Genomic DNA, 18149 nt, shown 5'->3' with positions numbered 1-18149 from the left:
ATAGCTCCATTTAGAATATTTGTTTAGCTAGGATTCTACCATAAAAGAGATTCTAAATACTGCTTAAATAAATCAATCGCAACAATATCAATTATTCATTAAAGTGCTAAAAGTATCAAAATATAATTTTCTTACTTCATTTTGCGTGATTGCAACAGAATCTATATTTATATTTGCACCTTTTTGGGTAACTTTTCCAATAATCTTATAAGGAATGCTAAATTTATTTGATAATTCATTTAATCTATTTAATTTATTTTCATTAATCTCAATACAAACGCAACTTTGAGATTCACTAAAAATCATATCCTTAGAAATATCCATTTCCACATCAATACCAAATCCACCAAGTAAAGCCATCTTAGTTAAAGCGATAGCTATACCGCCCTCTTTTACACTTTTTGCTGATTTTATAAATTCTCCGCTTTCTTGTAAAAGTTTCCATAAAGCTAATTCTTTGTAGAGATTTATTTTAGGCGGGATTCCAGCGATTTGATTTCTTGATATTTTAAGCAATAAACTTCCGCCAAAATCCTCTCTCAATTCTCCCAAAACAACTAAAATATGACCTTTTTGTTTTAATGCAGAATCTTTTAGATTTTCTATTTTGTCAATGATTCCAACCATTCCAATACTTGGCGTTGGATAAATATCAATTTGCTCACTTTGATTATAAAGTGAAACATTTCCGCTAACAACAGGGGTTTGCAAGATTTCACAAGCCTCCGCTATCCCCTCACAGGCTTCTTTAAACTGCCACATTACATTTGGATTATCTGGACTACCGAAGTTTAGGCAATCTGTAATGCTAAGCGGCTTTGCCCCACGCGTCGCACAATTCCGCCCGGCGGTTGCTACGGCGATTTTCCCACCCTCTCTTGGGTCTAGGTAGCAATATCTAGGATTGCAATATAGGCTCATAGCCAAGAATTTGCCATTTTCTTTTACGCGAATTACACTCGCATCGCCACTTCCGCTACCTAGAATGGTGTTTGTTAAAATAGTGCTGTCGTATTGATTATAAATCCAGCTTTTATCACAAATATCAGGGCTTCCTAATAGCTCCCTAAAAATCTCATTTTGGGATTTTTGACTAGGAATAAAAGTAAAATTCTGCAAATTATCCAAATATTGTGGCTTTTCTATAGGTCTATGTAGCACGGGTGCAGCGTCGCTCAATGGGGCAATTGGGATATTCGCACAGATTTCGCCATTAAAGAAAAGCTCCATATTTCCGCTATCGGTAACCTCGCCGATAACTGCCACATCGATTTCCCATTTGTTGAAAATCTCAATTACCTCATTTTCCTTGCCATTTTTAGCACAAATTAGCATTCGCTCTTGAGATTCGCTTAGCATTAGCTCATATGGGGTCATATTCTCTTCCCTAGTCGGCACTTTATCAAGGTGCATTTTCATTCCACTTCCCGCACGCGACGCCATTTCAAACGATGAGCTAGTAAGCCCAGCTGCCCCCATATCCTGAATCCCAATAATTAAATCTTTTTTAAATAGCTCCAAACACGCCTCCAAAAGGAGCTTTTCGCTAAATGGGTCGCCCACTTGCACGGTTGGGCGGAGATTCTTAGATTCTTCATTGAAGCTATCGCTACTCATCACAGCCCCACCTAAGCCGTCTCTGCCCGTTTTACTGCCTACATAAATGATTGGATTCCCCACGCCTTTTGCTTTGCCATAGAAAATATTTTCTTTTTTCACAATGCCTAGATTAAAGGCGTTCACTAAGATATTTCCATTGTAGCAAGATTCAAAGCTAGTCTCGCCCCCAATAGTTGGAATCCCCATACAATTCCCATAGTCGCCTATCCCAGCTACCACGCCACGAACTAGATATTTATGCTTTTTTGCGTGTTTAGAATCTAAAATATCCCCAAATCGTATGGAATCTAAACTCGCCACAGGTCTAGCTCCCATCGTAAAAATATCCCTTAAGATTCCGCCCACGCCCGTTGCAGCCCCAGCGTATGGCTCTATGAAGCTAGGGTGATTGTGCGACTCCATTTTAAAAACCGCGCAGTATCCGCCGCCAATATCGATTATCCCAGCGTTTTCGCCCGGACCTTGCACGACATAGGGGGCGGAAGTGGGGAAATTCCGCAAGTAAATCTTGCTAGATTTATAGCTACAATGCTCACTCCACATCGCAGAAAAAATGCCGATTTCAACGATATTTGGTACTCTCCCTAGAATCTTTTTGATATTTTCATAATCTTCAACGCTTAATTTATGATTTTTAAGCACATCTTGTATATTTTGCATTTTGTTTTCGCTTTTTTAAAGTTTTGCAAATACGATTTTATATAAAATAGCGACACTATGTCAAAAAATTAAGGTATAAATATGAATAAATATGTAACTTTCAATGAAGCTTTGAAACTTATACAACAAACGAAAATAAATGAACTTGGCATTGAAAAAATATTTATAAATCAAAGTGTAGGTAGAATCTTATACAATGACATAAGAGCAAAAGATAATATGCCGAAATTTGACACTTCAAATATGGACGGATATGCATTTTGCTATGATGATTTAGAAATATTAAAAAATAGCGGATTAACAATAGATTCCATAAATAAGGCTGGAAATGAGTTTAAATGTGAGGTTAAAAAAGGATTCTGTATTAAAACTTTCACAGGCTCTAAAATGCCAGAAAATGCCGATAGCCTAGTGATTGTAGAGCAAGTGAAAGTAGTAGATAATAAGATATTTTTAAAACAAAATGAAAATGTAGAAAAAGCTAAATGGATTAGAAAAAAGGGTGAAAATTATAAGAAAAATGATATTTTGCTACACAAAGGAACGCATATTAGCCCATTTGATATAGGAATCCTAGCACAAAATAATAATGTTTTTGTAGAAGTTTATCGACAACCAAAAGTTGCTATTCTAACAAGTGGCGATGAGATACTTGAGATTGGCGAGATTCCAAACAATGATAATTATATTTATAGTTCAAATAATCACATTTTAAATGCGATTGTATCATCTCTTGGGTGTATTGGGAGTATCTATCCTATCTTAAAAGATTCCAACACAACAATAAAAAATGCACTAAAAGATGCACTAAAGCAAAATGATGTTGTAATAACTACGGGCGGAATGAGTAAGGGGGATTTTGATTTTACAAAAAATATTATAGGGGAATTTGGTAGTAGCATTTTTGAAAGTGTTCAAATCAAGCCGGGGAAAGTTATCTCATATATAAATTGTAATGCAGATAAGCACATTATCGCGCTTCCGGGCAATCCTATCTCTTGCGTTGTTTCGTTTCTTTTATTTGGAAGATTGATAATAGCAAAAATGCTTGGTGTTACACCAACAATACCAATACATAAAGCAAAATTAATAAATGATATAAAAGATATTGATACTAGTAGAATGGAGTTTGCATTAGCAGATTTATATTTAAGAGATGGAAAATATGAAGTAGAATTAAAGCCAAATAGGCAATCTTATATGATTAATAATATTAATGGGGCAATGATTTTAATTGATAAAAAACCTATAAAAAAAGATAATTTAGTGGATATAATTCTACTTGATGAACTAATAAAATTAAAAGGATTATAAATGGTAAAAGTTAATTTTTTAGGACCAATAGGATTAGATTCTATGGAGATTGATGTAAAAAACTTTAGTGAATTAAAAGAAAAATTATATGAAATTAAAACACTTAAAGATTGGCTTCCGCTCTGTGCTATTGCTCTAAATGATGAGATAATCCAAAATACATCAAATATTACATTTAAAGACAATGACAATATCTCGCTTCTACCTCCTGTATGTGGCGGATAAGATAATTTATGAAAAATAATCTCTCTATTTATAAAGGGGCATTAGAAACCTTAAAAATCTATGCTTTATGGGAAAAAGAAGTAAAGTTAAATAATTGCGGTGCATTTTGTGTTTTTACAGGAATTGTCCGGAGTGAAAATGGCATTTCTGGGCTAAGCTTTGATATATATATGCCAATCCTGCAATTATGGTTTAATAATTGGCAAAAAAAAGCAGAATCTAAGAATGCGAGAATCTTTATGGCACACTCAAATGGTGATGTCAAGGTTGGAGAATCCTCTTATATGTGTGCCATCGTATCGCCAAATAGAAAATCAGCTTTAGAACTATATGAGAGTTTTATAGAAGATTTTAAGAGTAATGCTCCAATATGGAAATATGATATTATAGATAATCAAAGAATCTACGCAAAAGATAGAAGCAAACCAATAAATGGAGCTGGTATTTTATGACAAAAGTAATTAGCTTTAGTGGTATTTCAAATAGCGGTAAAACGACTTTAATTGAGGGACTTTGTAAGATTCTAATACCTAATTTTAAGGTTGGTGTGATAAAACACGACCCAAAAAATAAAATGGTTTTTGATACAAAAGGTAAAGATAGCTATAAATTTTTTGAAAGTGGTGCAGATGTAGCTGTTATTTCACCATCACAAACAACAATTAGATTTCATCAATCATTGCCAAATAACAAGGTTTTAGATATTATGAATAACAATAAATCTTTAGATTATCTGTTTATAGAGGGTTTTAAAACAATGCCTTATAAAAGGATTTGTGTCATAAGGGATGCGTTTGTGAAAGAAGATGTTATAAACGCAGATGCAATCGCTACTATTGATAGCCTAAAAGGGCAATTTAGCGATAAAGTAACACTTGATTTGAATAATCATAATGAAATATTAGATTGGATAAATGCTATAAAATGGTAAAAATTGGTATATTAACAGCATCAGATAGAGCTGCAAAAGGGATATATGAGGATTTAAGTGGAAAAGCTATTATTGCTACATTAGATTCATATATAAAGACGCCGTGGGTGGCAGAATATAAGTTAGTTAGTGATGAATTAGAGTGTATTAAAAATACATTATTAGAATTATCTCAAATATGCTCTTTAATACTCACCACAGGAGGCACAGGACCAGCACCAAGAGATGTAACCCCAGAGGCAACCGAGCTTGTTTGTGAAAAAATGCTTCCGGGATTTGGTGAATTAATGCGTAGTGTAAGTTTGCAATATGTTCCAACAGCAATACTCTCTAGGCAAAGTGCTGGAATCTGCGATAAATCGCTTATTATAAATCTACCCGGAAAACCAAAAAGTATAAAGGAATGTTTGGAAGCTGTATTTCCTGCTGTGCCCTACTGCTTGGATTTAATCGGTGGAGATTATATAGAAACTAATGAAGAAGTGATAAAAGCTTTTAGACCAAAAAGCTAAGATTTAGAGCTTGGTTTAAGATATGCCTTTAAGTAAAAATTAAAAAAAAAAAGTTTATAATTCGTTTACTTTAAGATTTAATCTAAAAGAATTCAGCATTAAGGATTGAGTATGAAAAATGTAAATAGAAGTGGTTTCTCAATGATTGAATTAGTTTTCGTTATCGTTATTTTAGGAGTTTTAGCCGCAGTTGCTGTTCCTAGATTTGTAACAACAAGAACTGATGCACAAGTAGCTATGGCTAGAAGTGATATAGCAACTGTTTTAAAAGCAATTCCAGCTAGGGTTTTCGCTGAAAATATTGACCCAACATCTTCTACCGCTCCAGATGGATTTTCAACTTGGGGAGAGTGGATGATTGATACAGGTGGTATGGATAAAAGTAGATGGGCAGTAGGTGGAAATGGTGCAATAGGAACTCGTGGCATACAACCACTAGGAAATGTTCAAAGTAGAGGTGGAGCAGTAGCTACAACTGGTGGCTGTGGAGCAGTAATAAATATAGACACAGATGGTAATCTAATATTTGACCCAAAAAATATCAACCTAGCAGGTGGAGCAACACAAGGTGGAAATGATGGGGTTTTCTGTAAAAACCTAAGAGATTCCTATCCAAGCAATTCTAATAGAATTATCCCACTTGCTACAACAGGTGCAGTTAAATTCTAAATCTTATTATATTAAGGGACTTAATCCCTTAATATAAACTTCAAATAATTCTTAAATAAATATTCTAAATATTCTAATACTTATTAATTACTAATATATTTGGAGATTCTAAGATAAAGGCTGGAATCTTAAATAATTTTGATTATGGGAATCTTAACTTACGGGGTAAATCTTATAAAATTATTAAGTAATTTAAAATTTAGCTTTAGAGATTAATCTAATATTAGGATTCCATTGATAATTCTTTGTTTCTAATGGAACTAATTCTATATTTATAAATAATCTTAGAGATTCTTAAATTAAGGGCTTATTGTGAACTTCAAATATTCTTAAATACTCTAAAAGATTCATTTTTTAAATTCACACCACACATTGCCTATCTTCGATTAAATGTCCTATTTTTAGGTGATAGTTTTGCAACATTTCTAAATCTTTATATGGTTTATCGCCACTTGTGGTAAGGTAATTACCCAATACAATAGCATCAATACCATAATCAAATATTTTCTTTTGTTCGTTCTCAAAGACGACTTCACGACCGCCTGCAAGCATTAATATGGAATCTTTTAACATCTCCCTAGACATTATAATACACTCTAAAGCCTCATCTTTGCTGATTTTAGGTTGTTTTATCGGTAAAGCATCATTTGGGATATAAAAATTTATTGGTGAGCTATGAGGATTTAACTCTTTTAGTGTTTTTAAAAACTCGATTCTCTGCTCAAAACTCTCGCCTATTCCATAGATTCCACCACTACATAATTTTAAGCCCACGCTTAGAACATTATTGCAAGTTTCCAATCTATCATAAAAACTATGTGTAGTGCAAATATTACTAAAATTACTTTCTGCTGTTTCTAGATTATGATTATAGCTATCTACGCCATTTTCTTTAAGGTATTTTAGTGAATCTCTATCTGCAATACCACAACAAGCAATAATCAACATTTTTGGTAATGCGGATTTAATAAAAGAGGAAAGAGTGGCTATATATTCACATTTTTTGGAATCTAATCCAAGACCAGAAGTAACTAGACAAAATCCACTAGCTCCAAACTTTGCTAATTGTTTTGCTTCTTCTAACACCTGCTCTTTTGATTTATTTTTATAAATTTCTATATTTGTATTATATTTTGCACTCTGCGTGCAATAAAAGCAATCTTCCTTACACGCTCCACTTGTAACATTACTTATCGAGCAAAGATAAATTTTTTTTGCCATCATATTTCTTTTTTATACTTACATTTTATACATTGCAAGTATTTTTTTGTTTTTGTTTCTTTTTTAGCCATAATAGAGCCACATTCCTGACATTTCTCATTAGTTGGTTCATCTTTACTTATAAAATTACATTTTGGGTAATTATCGCAACCAAAAAATGTGCCCCTTTTGGAGAATCTTTGGACAATATTCCCTCCATCAAGAGGGCATTTAACATTTTGGAGTATTTTTTTAGTATTATTTTTTGCTAATGATTTTATATTTTTGCAATCTGGATAGCCACTACAAGCTAAAAATTCACCATATCTACCTTTTTTCTTAACCATAGCTTTTCCGCAAATCTCACATTTTTCTTCACTTTGGATTATTTCATCTTGCTTTTGCTCTTGTTTTATATATTTACATTTTGGATAACCACTACAACCGATAAACTCACCATATTTGCTATTTCTAATGACTAGTTCTTTTCCACAATCCGCACAAAATTCCCCTGTTTGTTTTACTACTTTTAATGAAGCGATATTTGCCTTTCCATCATTAATTTGATGTATAAATGGCTCATAAAAATCCCATAAAACCTTTTGCCAATCAAGGGTAGAATCTGCGATTTTATCAAGCTTCTCTTCTAATTTTGCCGTAAAGCTAGAATCTACAATCTCTAAGAAATGTTTCTCAAGCATATCAATAACAACAAATGAAATGTCTCTAGCAAAAATTTGCTTCTTTTCTATTTTTATATATTCTCTATTGGCTAAAAGCGAGATAGTCGGTGCATAGGTGCTTGGGCGACCAATTCCTAAACTTTCTAATGTTTTCACAAGCGAAGCTTCGGAGAATCTAGGTGGCGGTTCTGTTTGATGTGCATTTACCTTGCATTCATCTAAAAGCAATTCTTCACCTATTTCTAAAGGTGCTAAAAGCTTATCTTTGTCCTTATTTCCTATGATTTTATAGAATCCATCAAATATTAATTTTGAGCCACTAGCTTTAAAAACTGCCTTTTCATCGCTTATAAATCCATTTTGCGATTGAAAAATAGCATCACTACTTTGAGATGCTAAGAATCTATTGTAGATTAATGTATAGACTTTTAGTTCATCGCTTTTTAGATATTTAGAAGCAATTTCTGGGGTAAAATCAAGCCTCGTTGGGCGGATTGCCTCGTGGGCTTCTTGGGCGTTTTTTTGTTTTGTTGTGTAGATTCTAGGAGTTTTAGGGATAAAATCCTCCCCAAACATTTCTACAATGAGTTTTCTAGCCTCATTTTGAGCCACTTTAGCAATATTTAAACTATCTGTTCGCATATATGTTATAAGCCCCATTATACCTTTATCGCTTAGGATTCCCTCATATAATCTTTGTGCAATCTGCATTGTTTTAGACGGAGAATATCCAAGCACATTTGAGGCACTTTGCTGTAAAGTAGAAGTCATAAAAGGCGGTGGCGGAGAAACTTTTTTATTTTTTGTTTCAATATTTTTAACACTAAATTTAGATTTTACAATCCAATCTCTCATCATCTCTGCTTCTTCTTTTTTTCGTAGAGATAGCTTTTCTATTTTATTGCCCTCCCATTCTATAAGCTGGGCTTCTATTTTTTGCTTATTTTTATGAAAGATAGAATCTATACTAAAATATTGGATTGGTATAAAACTCTTAATCTCTTTTTCTCTATCAACTATTAATTTCAATGCACTACTTTGAACCCTACCAGCACTTAAGCCTTTTTGTATTTTTTGGTTTAAAAGTGGACTTAGCTTAAAACCTACGATTCTATCGAGCAATCGCCTCGCTTGTTGTGCATTTACCATATTTGCATTAATCTCTCTTGGATTTTTAAGAGAATCTAAAATAGCTTTTTTTGTTATTTCGTGAAATACGATTCTAGGATAAGAAGCATTTTTATTAATAAGCTGCCCTATATGATAGCCTATTGCTTCACCTTCCCTATCTTCATCAGTTGCGATATAAATCACATCTGCTTCTTTTGCAAGCTTTTTGATATGCTGGACTATTTCTTTATGGTCTTTAGATACTTCGTATTCTGGATAAAAATTCTTACCCTCAATCTTTATGCCAAAAGCTTTTTTAGGCAAATCTCTAATATGCCCTTTTGATGCAACCACCACAAAATCATCACCTAAAAAATTTTTTATTGTTTTAGCTTTAGCTGGGGATTCTACTATTATTAACTTCAATGATTTTCCTTAAATTTTAGGATTTCAATAAAAAAATGCATTTTAACACAAAAAATACTTCCATTAATATATTTATAAAACAAATTTATGGAATACAAATTGCTTTAGCTATCTCATAAATATTTAGCAAAGGAAAGCAAATGAGTTTTAGGATTAACACTAACATTTCCGCTTTAAGTGCCCATACTATTGGAGTGCAAAATAATAGAAGTATCCATAATTCGCTAGAAAAGCTTAGCTCTGGTTTAAGGTTAAATAAAGCCGCAGATGATGCTTCCGGAATGGCGATTGCCGATAGTTTGCGTTCTCAAAGCGAAGCTTTAGGACAAGCAGTTAGAAACGCAAATGACGCAATTGGTATGATACAAGTCGCCGATAAAGCGATGGACGAGCAATTAAAAATACTAGATACCATCAAAACAAAAGCCGTTCAAGCAGCCCAAGATGGACAAACAACAGAATCTAGACGAGCATTGCAAAGTGATGTTTTAAGATTATTAGAGGAATTAGATAATATCGCAAATACCACAAGTTTTAACGGACAGCAAATGCTTTCCGGTAGCTTTTCAAATAAGGAATTCCAAATTGGTGCATATTCAAACACCACGATAAAAGCCTCAATTGGTCCAACAAGTAGCGATAAAATCGGGCATGTAAGAATGGAAAGCTCATCATATTCCGGCGAGGGAATGGAGCCTGAAAATGGGAGAGAGAATCTAACAGAAGTCGCCCTTAGAGCATTAGAAGTCGATGGCGTAAATAGCTATGAATTAGAAACGGTAAAGATTTCGACAAGTGCTGGAACAGGTATTGGCGTATTAAGTGAAGTTATAAATAAATATTCCGATAAACTTGGAATGAGAGCATCTTTTAATGTTATGGCGACAGGTAGCTCAGCAGTGCTATCCGGCACCATTCGAGGACTTACTATAAATGGCGTTCAAATCGGGACGATTAATGATGTCCGGAAAAATGACTCCGATGGTAGACTTATAAATGCGATAAATTCTATAAAAGAGCGAACAGGCGTCGAGGCATTTACAGATATTACTGGAAGAATAAATCTAAGAAGCACCGATGGACGAGCGATAAGCATTAGCACATTAGAGGGACACGAGGTGTTTGGTGGTGGAAATTTCACTGGAATCGATGGCGATAATCACGCGATTGTAGGTCGCCTTACATTGGTTAGAACGGATGCTAGGGATATTATCATCTCTGGGATAAATTATAGCCACATAGGATTCCACTCTGAACAAGGCACAGCGGAATACACAGTAAATCTTAGGGCAGTTCGTGGCGAGTTTGATGCAAATATCGCCTCTGCTTCTGGGGCAAATGCGAATGTGGCTCAAGCACAATTAAACGCAAACGGCATTGGTGCGGGAGTTACAAGCCTAAAGGGTGCAATGGTCGTTATGGATATGGCGGAATCTGCAAGAGCCCAGCTTGATAAACTTAGAGCTGATATTGGTTCAGCACAAATCCAGCTAGTTGCCACGATAAACAATGTCTCGGTAACGCAAGTAAATATAAAAGCAGCGGAATCTTTGATTAGAGATGTGGACTTTGCAGCGGAATCTGCCACATTTAGTAAGCATAACATACTAGCTCAAAGTGGTAGCTTTGCTATGGCTCAAGCAAACTTAGTTCAGCAAAATGTCCTAAGGCTACTACAATAATATGGATACTTTTAAGCAGAATCTAGCTGCGATTTCAAAGCTGGATTCTGCCCTTGCTACGCTACTATTAAATATCACTCCAAATGAAAATTTAGAAATATTTGTAGGAAAAGATTCTGCGGATATAAACTTTTTTGATAAAAAGCATAATATTTTTTTATTCCAACATAATGGCGTTGAATTTAGCATAAATAAGATTAATGAATTTAATGAATTTGCATTATATTCGTATCTATATTGTTTTGGGCTTGGGAATGGAATCTTTTATAAAATGCTACTTACGAATAAGCATTTAAAGCGACTTATTGTCATAGAGCCAAATATAGAAATAATTTTTAGTGTTTTAAATCTAGTAAATCTAAAAAAAGAGCTAGAATCTAATCGCCTTATAATACTCTATTCAAAAGATTTAAACTACGAGAATCTCTCGCCATTTTTTCACAAAAACAAAAACGCCCTACTCTACTCCAAGCTATACAATCTGCATATTTTCAATGAATATTATGATATTTATATGAGCGAGGCAATGCGAATAAACCGCCTATTTATCGATATTATCGAGCATGGCGTAGTAGCTGTGGGGAATGATTCCAAAGACGCAATTACTGGGATAAAGCACCACATCGCAAACCTGCCCTTAATGCTACAAAGCCCAACTTTACTTGAGCTAATAGCAAAAGCTAAAAATACAAATACCGCAATCATCGTATCCACGGGACCATCACTCTACAAACAGCTAGATTTACTCAAGGAAATCGCCCCATATGTGAGTATATTCTGCATTGATGCCTCTTTCCCAATCCTATGCAAACACGATATTAAGCCGGATATCGTGCTTACAATGGAGCGAGTAGAAGAGGGAGCGAAGTTTTACGAAGTGGTGGAAAAAGAAAAATATCAAGGCGTCATCTTTGAAATCACATCAATCGCACATAAAAGGGTAATCCAAACCATACAGCAAAAAGGCGGAACAATACAATTCTCAGAGCGTCCATTTGGCTACACAAGCTACTTTGAGTTAAATGAATACGGCTATATCGGCATTGGAATGAGTGCGGCAAATATGGCGTATGAGCTAGTGGTGCATTCCGGATTTGAAACTTGCATATTTATCGGGCAGGATTTGGCATTTGGCGAGAATGGCAAAAGCCACAGCAAAGGGGCGGTTTATGGCGAAGATGAGATAAAAAAAGAGTCGCAAAATAGCAAGATTCTAGTAGAGAGATACGGCGGAGGCGGATTTGTCGAATCTACTAGGGTTTGGAAGCTATTTCTAAACTTTTTTATCAAAGATATTTACGACACCAAGGATAGAATAAAAGTCATAAATGCCACAGAGGGCGGAGCGAGAATCCCCGGCACAATCGAAATGAGTTTCAAAAAAGCAATTGCAAATATCCCAAAAAATACCCCAAAAAAGACGATAACTCTAACGCCCCCAAATAAAGAAAAAGTGCAAGAAAATCTAAAAAATGCAAGGGCGAAAGTGGAGCATTGGCTTAGCTATGGGAAAGAGAAAAAGGCGACAATTGAGGCATTATTTTTAAAAGTGGTTGAGAAAACAGAGGAATTAGAGCGATTAAATAAAAGTGCTTTGGCAAATGGGGAATCTCCGGCAAATGCCAAATCTACGGAGAATCTAGCAGAATCTATGGAATCTAAGAAAATCGCCAAATCTATAGAATCTGTAGAATCTATGCCAAACGCAGAATCCACCGAATCCAACACAAACAACACAAATAATACAAACGAAGCAAATGCCAAAAATATCCTAGAAAATTTTGATTTTAAATCCCTAGAACCAATTTTTGATGAAATAGAAGAGATAAAAGGGCTATTTACCAATAGGGAATTTATGAATATGTTTAATGAAGCCACCCAAGCCTACATTTTCCACCAAGAAATGGAGCTCGCCAAAATCACCACGACCTACACAAAAGACCCAATGCTACAAAAAGCAAAGCAAATCGAGTGGCTATTCGCACATAAGGCGTGGCTATTTTCCCTTGCTGGGTGCTTGGATTCTGTCCTATTTTGCGTAAAAGATAGTTTTGAAAGCTGGAAAAAATAGTAACTTTTAGAATCTTGATTTTGGTGAAATATCCAAATCCATAAATGATACAAACTCTCCTAAATGATAAGCATCAATCCCACATCTGCCAATCATAGCGGCATTATCGCTACAAAACTCAAGTGGAGCAAATAATATATCTTTATCAAATTGAATGCATAGCTTTTCTAGCTCCATACGCAAAGATTTATTTGCACTTGCACCGCCTACAACACCAAAATATTTAATATTAGAATATTGCATATATTTTTTACTTTTTTGGATTATATGCTTTATGGCACTTTCTTGAAATGCATAGCAAATCTCGCTTTTAATAGATTGATTTAAACTTTTGTTTTCAATAAATACCCTAACGGCATTTTTAAGCCCTGAAAAACTAAATGCCATCTCATTGGAATATCTAAGCGGAATAGGAAAGCAAATATCTCCCTTGCCATTTAATGCATAAGATTCTACTATGGGACCACCGGGATAACCCAAATCTAGCATTTTAGCCACTTTATCAAAAGCTTCTCCAAAGCTATCGTCCATTGTTGTTGCAATAAGCTTAATATTATTATAATCATATGCCTCCAAAATAAGGCTATGTCCGCCTGATAAAAGCAAAATAGAAATAGGGAAAATCGCTTTTTTTTCTAAGAATAAAGAATAAATATGCCCTTTTAGATGATTTATAGCAAGTAGCGGAATCTGTAAGCTAATAGAAAGTGCCTTTGCCATCATCACACCCTCTATTAACGATACACTTAAACCCGGCTCGTTAGTTACTGCTATCGCCTTTATCTTACTAAAATCAAATCCATCATTTTTAATATTCTCTAATATTCTTGGCAGACTAGCAGAATGTAATCTTGATGCAAGTTCCGGCACAACTCCGCCATAACGCGAATGCTCTTTGTCTTGTGAGATTTTTTGATGGAATAAAAGCTTGTAATTATCTATATTACTAAGGGCTATGCTACTATCATCACAACTACTTTCAATACTTAAAATCACTTATTTCTCTTAACATTAAAATTTAAGTAAAATTATATCTTAAAAGTTATAAGGATTTACGATGAATAAAAAGCTTAGATTCCCTGCTGAATGGGAAACTCAAAGTGGGACAATAGTAGCTATGCCACATAAAGATTCCCATTGGAATGCATACTTAAAACAATCACAAAATAAAATACTTGAGATAATTACCCATATAGCAAGATTCCAGCCTGTTATTGTGGTTTATAAATATGCTAAAGATGTAGCACTACTGCAAAATAAGGCTAATATCCACCTAATCAACATTAACACAAATGATACTTGGTGTAGGGATTTCGCACCAATTAGCCTAATAAAAAATAATAAAATAATAATGTTTGATTTTATTTTTAATGCTTGGGGTTTGAAATTTGCCGCAAACCTTGATAATGCATTTTCAAAAAAACTATATAAGAGTGGAATCCTAAAATATATATCAAAAAATATCTCATTGAAATCAAAACATTTTATTTTAGAAGGCGGTAGCATTGATACAAATGGAAAAGGGGTTTTACTCACAACTACACAATGTTTATTAGAATCTAATCGAAATAATATAAGCAAAAATAAAATAGAAAAAAAACTAAAAAAATATTTTAATGCGAAATTAATCTTGTGGCTAGAAAATGGCTTTTTAAGTGGTGATGATACAGATTGTCATATTGATAATTTGGCTAGATTTGTAGATAGTAATACTATTATTTATCTAAAATGTAATAATAGATTTGATAAACATTACAAAGCATTAAATGCGATGGAAAAGGAATTAGCCACATTTAGAGCGTTAAATGGCAAGGCGTTTAATCTTATCCCACTTCCTATGCCAAAAGCAGTATATTATAAAAAAGCTAGATTACCAGCTGGTTATATTAATTTTCTATTTATCAATAATGCTATTTTATTGCCTATTTTTAATGATAAAAACGATGAGATTGCAATTAATACATTTAAAAATCTATTTCCACATAGAGAGATTATCCCGATAGATTCTAGGATTCTACTGCGACAGGGTGGCTCTATCCATTGTCTTAGTATGAATATACCATCAATATAAACTAAATAATAAATTGTGATTTAATCATTTTAAAAGTAGAATCCAGCAAAAAATACTATAAGGTTAAACAATGGATTTTGAAACTATCATTGGGCTAGAAGTGCATGTCCAATTAAACACTAAAACAAAGATATTCTGCTCTTGTGCAACATCATTTGGTGATATTCCAAATACAAATGTCTGCCCTACTTGTTTGGGGCTTCCGGGTGCTTTACCCGTGCTAAATAAAGAAGCATTGAAAAAAGCTATTTCTTTTGGAGTGGCAATAAATGCTACGATAAATCAGGATTCAATCTTTGCTAGAAAAAACTATTTTTATCCAGATTTGCCAAAAGCTTATCAAATAAGTCAATTTGAAAAACCAATCGTTGGATTAGGAAGTATTAATATCGAAGTAGATGGAGAGATTAAAAAGATAAATATCACAAGGGCACATTTAGAAGAAGATGCTGGGAAAAATATCCATCAAAGTGATTATTCACAAGTCGATTTGAATCGTGCTTGCACTCCGCTTTTAGAAATCGTGAGTGAGCCTGATATGAGAAGTGCACAAGAGGCAATAGCATATCTTAAAAAATTACATTCGGTTGTAAGATTTATTGAGATTTCGGATGCAAATATGCAAGAGGGTAGTTTTAGATGTGATGCAAATGTATCAATACGACCGCTTGGAGATAAGAATCTATACAAAAGAGTAGAGATTAAGAATCTAAATAGTTTTAAATTTATTCAAAAAGCAATTGATTATGAGGTCGAGAGACAAATTGAATCTTGGAGAAGTGGAAACTATGATAAAGAAATTATTCAAGAAACAAGATTATTTGATACACAAAAAGGCATTACAAGAGGAATGCGTGATAAAGAGGAGTCGGCTGATTATAGGTATTTCCCAGACCCTGACTTATTAAGCGTTCATATTCCGCAAGATTTATTAGATGAAGCAAGTAATATAGGGGAACTTCCAGAAGATAAACTAAATCGTTTTATAAATGAATTAGGGATTAAAAAAGATGATGCCAAAACGCTCATTAGCTCTTTAGAAATGGCAAGATTTTTTGAAGATATGCTAGATTCTGGTGCTAGTATCAAAAATAGTGTAACTTGGCTTAATGTAGAGCTTTTAGGACGATTAAAGGGAGATATTAATCTACAAAATTGTGGCATAACAGCACAAGGATTGGGAATCCTAGTAAAGCGAATCGATGAAGGAAAAATAAATGGAAAAAGTGCAAAAGAAATACTAGATTCTATGCTTAAGCAAAGAAATAATGATGTTGATTTTCTCATTAAATCGCTAGGATTAGAGCAAATAGATAATGATGATATGATAATTAGCACGATTGATAGTATTTTAAGTGCAAATAGCGATAAAGTAAATGAATATAAAAGTGGCAAAGATAAACTTTTTGGCTTTTTTGTAGGACAAGTGATGAAGAATCTAAAAGGAGTAAATCCTGTAAAAGTCAATGAAATCTTAAAAGAAAAATTAAAATAGATAAATCTTTTTATTAAAGCTTAGATTCTTTATATTACATACTAGAATCTAAGTAGAATCTAAAGCTTATTATTTTTATCCATTTCTTTTTTTTATAATCGTTATATGCAAATTTTGCCATTTTCTTTTAGGATTCCAAGAGGTGGCACAAGAAATTACACAAGAAACTGCACAATAGATTGCAATGGAGTGCCATTATTAGATTCTATTTAATTTTAATAATAATCTTAGAATCTAAAGCTTATTATTTTTATCCATTTCTTTTTTTATAATCGTTATATGCAAATTTTTTGACTATTTTTAGTTTGCCATTTTCTTTTAGGATTCCAAGAGATGGCAGTGGAATGCCATTAAATGTATTATTTTTCACAATAGTATAGTGAATCATATCTTCGATGATAATCTTATCACCAATGCAAAGCTCTTTATTAAAAGCATAATCACCTATAATATCACCTGCCAAACAGCTAGGAGAACCCAATCTATAGGCATATTTACTTTCTTTATCTGTATCTAAGTTAATAATCTTAGCATCGCGAATCTCTGGCGTATAAGGCATCTCAAGACAATCTGGCATATGTGTAGCTGCACTAATATTTGTAATAGCTATTTTATAATCATTACTAATAATATCCATTATCTGCCCCACAAGAACGCCACATTGCCACCCCACAGCCTCACCGGGCTCTAAATAAACATCAATATTATTATGGGATTCTTTGAATTTTTTAATGATATTAATGAGTTTTGAAATATCATAATCTTTTCTAGTGATATGATGTCCGCCACCAAAATTTACCCATTTCATCGTTTTTAGATATTTGCCAAAATATTTTTCAAAATATTCTAATGTCCGCTCCAATGCATCGCTATTTTGTTCGCAATGCGTATGAAAATGGATTCCACTTACCTCATCTAGAGAATAAATCTTAAGTGCTTTTGTGAATTCATCTGGTGTTATACCAAGCCTTGAGCCTTTAATGCAGGGATTATAAATAGGCGGAGTTACTGTGGAATACATAGGATTCACCCGCAAACCTATATCAACCTTAGAATCTTTTAGTAAATCTTTAAATCTCCCAAATTGACTAAACGAATTAAAAATAATGTGATTTGCAAATGGAAGTAATTTTTTAATCTCTTTTTTGCTAAATGCAGGTGAAAAAACCGCAATTTCAGCATTTTTATTATATTTTCTAAACTCCTCAAAACCCAATCTCGCCTCATAGATTCCACTTGCAGTAATGCCTTTAAGATATGTTGAAACCATCTTAAAACTACTCCAAAATGCAAAACCTTTTAAAGCTAAAAGGATTTTTGCACCGCTTTGTTGTTGGATAGAATCTAGAATCTCCAAATTACGCCTTAATTTCGCCTCTTCTAAGATATAGATTGGGGATTTTATCTTATGCAAGATATTTTCTATATTTGGATTGTTTTTAGTATTTTTCATTATTCGCCTTATTAAAAAAATTATAAT

The 18149-nt window shown here is 33.6% G+C and carries 15 protein-coding genes; 10 read left to right on the top strand and 5 right to left on the bottom strand.

Annotation, left to right across the window (positions count from 1 at the left end):
* Positions 1-87: 87 nt before the first annotated feature.
* On the bottom strand, positions 88-2280 hold the full coding sequence (purL, locus tag CCY99_RS02990; protein WP_112059929.1) for a phosphoribosylformylglycinamidine synthase subunit PurL: 2193 nt from the start codon (positions 2278-2280) through the stop codon (positions 88-90).
* 81 nt (positions 2281-2361) lie between these two features.
* Between purL and CCY99_RS02985 the strand changes: the two genes are divergently transcribed.
* From CCY99_RS02985 to CCY99_RS02960, 6 genes are all read left to right on the top strand, one after another.
* Positions 2362-3594, top strand: a complete 1233-nt coding sequence (locus CCY99_RS02985; protein ID WP_112059928.1) for a molybdopterin molybdotransferase MoeA — start codon at positions 2362-2364, stop codon at positions 3592-3594.
* Positions 3595-3819, top strand: coding sequence for a MoaD/ThiS family protein (locus tag CCY99_RS02980; RefSeq protein WP_112059927.1), 225 nt, complete (start codon positions 3595-3597; stop codon positions 3817-3819). It begins immediately after the preceding gene.
* Between the two features lie 8 nt (positions 3820-3827).
* Positions 3828-4271: a molybdenum cofactor biosynthesis protein MoaE gene (locus CCY99_RS02975; protein WP_112059926.1), complete on the top strand. Its 444-nt coding sequence runs from the start codon at positions 3828-3830 to the stop codon at positions 4269-4271.
* Entirely contained in the window at positions 4268-4750 is a 483-nt protein-coding gene (gene mobB / locus CCY99_RS02970) for a molybdopterin-guanine dinucleotide biosynthesis protein B (protein WP_112059925.1), read from the top strand. Before CCY99_RS02975 ends, mobB begins: the two co-directional genes overlap by 4 nt.
* Positions 4744-5262, top strand: a complete 519-nt coding sequence (mog, locus tag CCY99_RS02965) for a molybdopterin adenylyltransferase (protein WP_112059924.1) — start codon at positions 4744-4746, stop codon at positions 5260-5262. Before mobB ends, mog begins: the two co-directional genes overlap by 7 nt.
* Positions 5263-5373: 111 nt before the next feature.
* Complete coding sequence (locus tag CCY99_RS02960; protein ID WP_112059923.1) at positions 5374-5931, top strand: prepilin-type N-terminal cleavage/methylation domain-containing protein; 558 nt, start codon at positions 5374-5376, stop codon at positions 5929-5931.
* Between the two features lie 360 nt (positions 5932-6291).
* On the opposite strand, the gene CCY99_RS02955 is transcribed toward CCY99_RS02960, so the two are convergent.
* Positions 6292-7155, bottom strand: coding sequence for a biotin synthase (locus tag CCY99_RS02955; protein ID WP_112059922.1), 864 nt, complete (start codon positions 7153-7155; stop codon positions 6292-6294).
* Positions 7152-9350 (bottom strand): type I DNA topoisomerase, encoded by a 2199-nt coding sequence (gene topA / locus CCY99_RS02950; RefSeq protein WP_112059921.1) that lies wholly within the window; start codon positions 9348-9350, stop codon positions 7152-7154. The genes CCY99_RS02955 and topA overlap by 4 nt, the downstream gene beginning before the upstream one ends.
* 140 nt (positions 9351-9490) lie before the next feature.
* Here topA and CCY99_RS02945 point away from each other — a divergent pair, with 140 nt between their 5' ends.
* Together CCY99_RS02945 and CCY99_RS02940 are read left to right on the top strand one after the other, a co-directional pair.
* Entirely contained in the window at positions 9491-11032 is a 1542-nt protein-coding gene (locus CCY99_RS02945; protein WP_112059920.1) for a flagellin B, read from the top strand.
* Between the two features lies 1 nt (position 11033).
* A complete protein-coding gene (locus tag CCY99_RS02940) occupies positions 11034-13103 on the top strand; it encodes a 6-hydroxymethylpterin diphosphokinase MptE-like protein (protein ID WP_112059919.1) in 2070 nt (689 codons plus the stop codon).
* A 6-nt stretch (positions 13104-13109) separates the two neighbouring features.
* Here the strand turns inward: CCY99_RS02940 and tsaD are convergent, their stop codons facing one another.
* On the bottom strand, positions 13110-14099 hold the full coding sequence (gene tsaD / locus CCY99_RS02935; RefSeq protein WP_112059918.1) for a tRNA (adenosine(37)-N6)-threonylcarbamoyltransferase complex transferase subunit TsaD: 990 nt from the start codon (positions 14097-14099) through the stop codon (positions 13110-13112).
* Between the two features lie 61 nt (positions 14100-14160).
* Between tsaD and CCY99_RS02930 the strand changes: the two genes are divergently transcribed.
* Positions 14161-15174: an agmatine deiminase family protein gene (locus tag CCY99_RS02930; protein ID WP_112059917.1), complete on the top strand. Its 1014-nt coding sequence runs from the start codon at positions 14161-14163 to the stop codon at positions 15172-15174.
* A gap of 70 nt (positions 15175-15244) precedes the next feature.
* Complete coding sequence (gene gatB, locus CCY99_RS02925) at positions 15245-16669, top strand: Asp-tRNA(Asn)/Glu-tRNA(Gln) amidotransferase subunit GatB (RefSeq protein ID WP_112059916.1); 1425 nt, start codon at positions 15245-15247, stop codon at positions 16667-16669.
* Positions 16670-16919: 250 nt separating this feature from the next.
* Here the strand turns inward: gatB and nspC are convergent, their stop codons facing one another.
* A complete protein-coding gene (gene nspC, locus CCY99_RS02920; RefSeq protein WP_112059915.1) occupies positions 16920-18122 on the bottom strand; it encodes a carboxynorspermidine decarboxylase in 1203 nt (400 codons plus the stop codon).
* Positions 18123-18149 lie beyond the last annotated feature (27 nt).

The organism is Helicobacter sp. 16-1353 (genome assembly GCF_003288815.1).
Taxonomy (GTDB): Bacteria; Campylobacterota; Campylobacteria; order Campylobacterales; family Helicobacteraceae; genus NHYM01.
The sequence above is the reverse complement of the archived record's forward strand: the minus strand, read 5'-3'. Positions and strand labels throughout refer to the sequence as shown.